At 72.6% G+C, this 4,562-nt stretch carries 5 protein-coding genes and 1 pseudogene; all 6 read right to left on the reverse strand.

Annotated features, from left to right (window positions below; translation table 11 throughout):
• Nucleotides 1-262 (reverse strand): annotated as a pseudogene (locus AC1D12_RS25545) (cobalamin biosynthesis bifunctional protein CbiET); the annotation flags it as partial.
• The gene (locus AC1D12_RS25550) at nucleotides 255-1,361 is read right to left on the reverse strand and encodes a cobalt-precorrin-5B (C(1))-methyltransferase (RefSeq protein WP_477824840.1); all 1,107 of its coding nucleotides are present in this window, start codon (nucleotides 1,359-1,361) and stop codon (nucleotides 255-257) included. The gene AC1D12_RS25550 and the pseudogene AC1D12_RS25545, both read right to left, overlap by 8 nt.
• On the reverse strand, nucleotides 1,358-2,026 hold the full coding sequence (locus tag AC1D12_RS25555; protein ID WP_465114937.1) for a precorrin-8X methylmutase: 669 nt from the start codon (nucleotides 2,024-2,026) through the stop codon (nucleotides 1,358-1,360). Before AC1D12_RS25555 ends, AC1D12_RS25550 begins: the two co-directional genes overlap by 4 nt.
• Nucleotides 2,001-2,906, reverse strand: a complete 906-nt coding sequence (locus AC1D12_RS25560; protein ID WP_477843717.1) for a sirohydrochlorin chelatase — start codon at nucleotides 2,904-2,906, stop codon at nucleotides 2,001-2,003. The genes AC1D12_RS25555 and AC1D12_RS25560 overlap by 26 nt, the downstream gene beginning before the upstream one ends.
• The gene (cobM, locus tag AC1D12_RS25565; protein ID WP_047510403.1) at nucleotides 2,903-3,694 is read right to left on the reverse strand and encodes a precorrin-4 C(11)-methyltransferase; all 792 of its coding nucleotides are present in this window, start codon (nucleotides 3,692-3,694) and stop codon (nucleotides 2,903-2,905) included. Before cobM ends, AC1D12_RS25560 begins: the two co-directional genes overlap by 4 nt.
• Nucleotides 3,691-4,562, reverse strand: an 872-nt coding sequence (locus AC1D12_RS25570; protein ID WP_477843719.1) for a cobyrinic acid a,c-diamide synthase CobB, incomplete at its 5' end; no start/stop codon positions are given. The genes cobM and AC1D12_RS25570, both read right to left, overlap by 4 nt.

A 4,562-nucleotide genomic window follows, 5' to 3' on the forward strand; every position in this document is an offset into this window, starting at 1 on the left:
GCACCACGCAGCGCTTGCCGGCGGCCTGGGCCTGGCGGATGTCCTCGGCCACGGCCGCCAGGCCGCCGATCGCGCGGCGCTCGGCCTCGGGCTGGATGCGCGATTCCAGCAGCGCCAGCGTGCGCTTCGCGCCGATCACCAGGTCGGCATCGGCCAGTGCCTGCAGGGCCGGAGCGCCCAGGCTCGCGGCGCCGTCGTCGAGCACGCCGACGATGCGGCAGCGCGGCGGGCGCAAGTGGGAGGCGTGTGTCGAATCATTCATGGGAAGTCGCCTCAGCGAGTTTCTTGCCGTCGAAATCGCAGACCAGCACGTCGAGCCGGAAGCGGTTCGGGTAGCGCCCCATCACCGTGCTGACGACCTTGCGCGCCAGTGCGGTGTGGAAGGCATCGATCAGGCCCAGCGCCGCCATGCGCTCGGCGGCGAAGCGCGCGGTCTCGGCCGCGGCGATCGCGGCGCATTCGTCGGGCGGTGCGCCGATGCTGGCGGCGATCGCGGCCAGCAGGTCGGTGTCGACCTCGGCGCGGTTCGCGTGCGTGATGGTCTCGCCCTGCGCGATCTTCGTCAGCTTGCCGACCATGCCGCCGATCACGACGCGGCGCAGCTTCGCCTTCATCGCGGCGTCGAGCGCATAGCGCAGGAAGTCGCCCATCTGCACGAAGCAGGCCTCCGGCAGGCCGGGCAGTTCGGCGATCGCGAATTTCTCGGTGCGCCCGCCGGTGGTCAGCACGACGGTGTCCGACCCCGTGGTGGCCGCGACCTCGACGCCCTGCACCACGCTCGCGCGATAGGCGGCCGTGCTGTAGGGCTTGACGATGCCGGTGGTGCCGAGGATCGAGATGCCGCCGAGGATGCCGAGCCGCGCGTTCAGCGTCTTCTTCGCCATCTCCAGGCCCTGCGGCACCGAGATCGTGACCTGCAGGCCGTCGCTCGCGAGCAGCGCGCTGCCGGCCTCGCGCACGTTCTCCTCGATGTTGCGGCGCGGCACCGGGTTGATCGCCGGCCCGCCGACCGCGAGGCCGAGGCCGGCCATCGTCACGGTGCCGACACCGAAGCCGCCGAGCAGCACCACCTCGCCGGCCGCGCCGGGCAGGCGCAGCACGTCGGCGGTCAGGTGGGCCTTGTCGGTGCAGTCGGGGTCGTCGCCGGCGTCCTTGATCACCATCGCATGCGCGGCGCTGCCGTCGCACTGGCCGTCGTTCACGTCGAAGCGCACGCGCTGGCCGTTCGGCAGCAGCGCCTCGACCGACGGCGGCACCGCGCCGTCGACCAGGCCGAGGACCGCCGCGCGCGCGGCCGCAGCCGAGCACGCACCGGTCGTGAAACCGGTGCGGGTGCCGCGCTTGACGGTCTTCTCCATCATGTCTGTGCGGCCTCCGCCAGGCTCAGCAGCGCGTGGATCGCGGCCACCACCAGCGTCGAGCCGCCCTTGCGGCCGCGGATCACGATCCACGGCACCTCGTCGACCTGCGACATCAGCTCCTTCGACTCGGCCGCCGACACGAAGCCGACCGGCATGCCGACGACCAGTGCCGGCTTCGCGCCTTCGTCGCGGATCAGCCGCACCAGCTCGATCAGCGCGGTCGGCGCATTGCCGATGCCGACGACCGCGTCATCGAGCAGCCCGAGCCGGTGCGCCTTGCGCATCGCCTGCACCGCGCGCGTCGTGTCGTCGGCCCTGGCCTGCGCGATCACGTCGGCATCGGCGATGAACTGGTGYGTGCGCATGCCGAAGTGCGCGAGCCGCGGCGCCGACAGGCCGACGCAGATCATCTCGACGTCGGCCACCACGCGCGAGCGGCCGGACAGGATCGCGTGAAGGCCGGCCGTCACCGCGCGCGGGTGGAAGGCGGTGAGGCCGTTGAAGTCGAAATCGGCGTTCGCATGGATCATGCGGCGCACGATCGGCCACTGGTGCGGCGCGTAGTCGTGCGGGCCGACCTCGCGGTCGATCACCGCGAAGCTGTCGTGCTCGATCGCCTGGCCGGCGCGCGTGAGCTGCTCAGTGACCGTGTTGGGCGTGGTCATGCTCATGCGCGTGGTCGTGATCGTGGGGATGGTGATGGTCGTGGGCATGCTCGTGCCCATGCGGCTCGTGGTCGTGCTGGTGCGCCTCCCACAGCGCCGCCTCCGCGCTGACCGGCACCGCATGCAGCGTGCCCTGCAGCAGTGCCTCGACGCGCTGCGCCAGCAGCCCGGCGATCTCCGGCTCGAAGCCGAAGTGGGTGCCGAGCGCGAAGCGCACCTGCGGGTACTGCATGCGCAGGTGCTCCACCTGCCGCCCGATGCGCTGGATCAGCGTGCCGGTGAACAGGTAGTACGGCAGCACGATGACCTGGCGCATGCCGAGCTGCACCTGGCGCTGCACGACGCGCTCCAGCCGCGGCCAGGCGATGCCGGTGAAGGCCAGGTCGACCAGCTCGTGGTCGCCTTCCTCGAACAGCCAGCGCGTCATGCGCGCCATCTCGCCGTTCGCCTCCTTGTTCGACGCGCCGCGGCCCAGCAGCACGACGCCGGTGCCGGTCGGGTCGGGCACGTCCAGCTGCTGCATGCACTGCTTCAGCTGGCGGCGCAGGATCGCGAGCACCGGCTCGCTGACACCCAGGTGCGGCGCGTAGTCGAAGCGCACGCCGGGGTGGCGCAGCCGGGCGCGCGCGATGTGCGACGGGATCTCGACGTTGACGTGGCCGGCCGCGTTCAGGATCAGCGGCACGACGATCACGCGCTCCGAGCCGGCCGCCGCGAGGTCCAGCCCGTCCTCGACCTCGACCTCGGCGAACTCGATGAAGCWCAGCTCGGTGCGCCAGTGCGGGTGGCGCGCGCGCCAGAGCGCGGCGAACTGCTCGATCTCGTCGTTGCCGCTCTTCTCGCGCGAGCCGTGGCCGACCAGCAGGATGGTGTCTTTCATGGGGCGGTCGCTTTCCGGAAGCGGTGGGTGAATGCGGCGTCGTACAGCTTCGACTTGGTGAGCTCGGCCCAGCCGCGCGCGCCGAGCGCGGGGCTCGCGATGACCATCGCCTGGCTGACGATGCCGGCCTCGCGGCACTGCTGCTTGATGGTGGCCAGCGTGCCGCGCACGATGCGTTCCTCGCCGGGCCAGCTCGCCTTGTGCACGACCAGCATCGGCGCGTCTTCGGCCCAGCCGGCCTCGCGCAGGCCGGCTTCGATGCGGTGCAGCAGCGTGATCGACAGGAAGATGCACAGCGTGCAGCGGTGCGCCGCCAGCTCGGCCAGCGATTCGCCCGGCGGCATCGGCGTGCGGCCTTCGACGCGCGTGAAGATCACCGTCTGCGTGACCTCGGGCAGCGTGAAGCTCTCGACCGCTGCGGCCGCCGAGGCCATCGCCGACGACACGCCCGGCACCACCGCGATCGGGATGCCGGCCGCGTCGAGCGGCTGCACCAGCTCGATCAGCGTGCCGTACAGCGCCGGGTCGCCGGTCTGCAGCCGCACGACGGTGTCGCAGCGCGCGGCCTGCCCGGTCAGCCACGCGACCATCTGCCCGAGCGTCATGTCCTTGCTGTCGGCGATCGCGCAGCCGGGCGGCGCCCAGCGCGTGGCGGCCTCGTTGACCAGCGAGCCGGCGAACAGGATCGCGCCGGCACGCTCGATCAACGCGCGGCCCTTGACGGTGATCAGCTCGGGGTCGCCGGGGCCGGCGCCGACGAACCAGACGCGGCCTGGGGGCGTGCTCATCGCGTGAACAGGCGTGCGACGGCCTGCGGGTTGGACGGGAAGTAGGCGTGGAAGTACGAGGCCGTCAGCCGGCCGCTGCGGTACACCGCTTCGCCGCGCCGGCCGGCGCGCATCGGCTGCGTGGTGCACAGCGGGGCCATCGGCGATTCCAGTCGCGAGTAGTGGAAGCTGTGGCCGCGCAACGTGCCCTCGGGCAGCCCGGCCTCGTGCAGCCCGATGCTGGCCAGGCGCGTCTGCATCGCGGCGTGGCCCGGCAGCAGCCCGGCCATCGCGGCGCGGCGGCCCTGCAAGTCGGTCAGCGCCTGCAGCAGCAGCAACAGCCCGCCGCACTCGGCCAGCATCGGGGTGCCGGCGGCGTGCAGCTCGCGCAGCGCCTCGTGCATGAAGCGGTTGGCGGCCAGCGCATCGAGGTGCAGCTCCGGGTAGCCGCCCGGCAGCCAGACCGCATCGCAGGGCGGCGGCGCGGTGTCGTGCAGCGGCGAGAAGAACGCGAGGCTCGCGCCCATCGCCTGCAGCAGCGCGAGGTTGGCGGTGTAGAGGAACGAGAACGCGGTGTCGCGCGCCACCGCGATGCGCACGCCGCGCAGCAGCGGCTCGGCAGGCACTGCGCTGCCGGGCTCGAAGCTGACCGCGGGCGGCAGCTCGCCGGCCTCGGGGCCGAGCRCGTCGGCGGCGCGGTCGAGGCGGGCGTCGAGGTCATCGAGCTCGGCCGCCTGCACCAGGCCGAGGTGGCGTTCGGGCAGCGCGATCTGCTCGTCGCGCGGCAACGCGCCCCACCAGCGCATCGAGGCGGGCAGGCTCTCGCGCAGCAGCGCGGCGTGGCTGTCGCCGGCGACGCGGTTGGCGAGCACGCCGGCCAGCGTCAGGC

It is taken from the genome of Rhizobacter sp. P1_G5, from assembly GCF_056405435.1.

Bases quoted from the DNA above. Each gene is read 5' to 3' on its own strand.
- AC1D12_RS25550 (WP_477824840.1), bottom strand. From the start codon at position 1,361: ATGATGGAGAAGACCGTCAAGCGCGGCACCCGCACCGGTTTCACGACC.
- cobM (WP_047510403.1), bottom strand. From the start codon at position 3,694: ATGAGCACGCCCCCAGGCCGCGTCTGGTTCGTCGGCGCCGGCCCCGGC.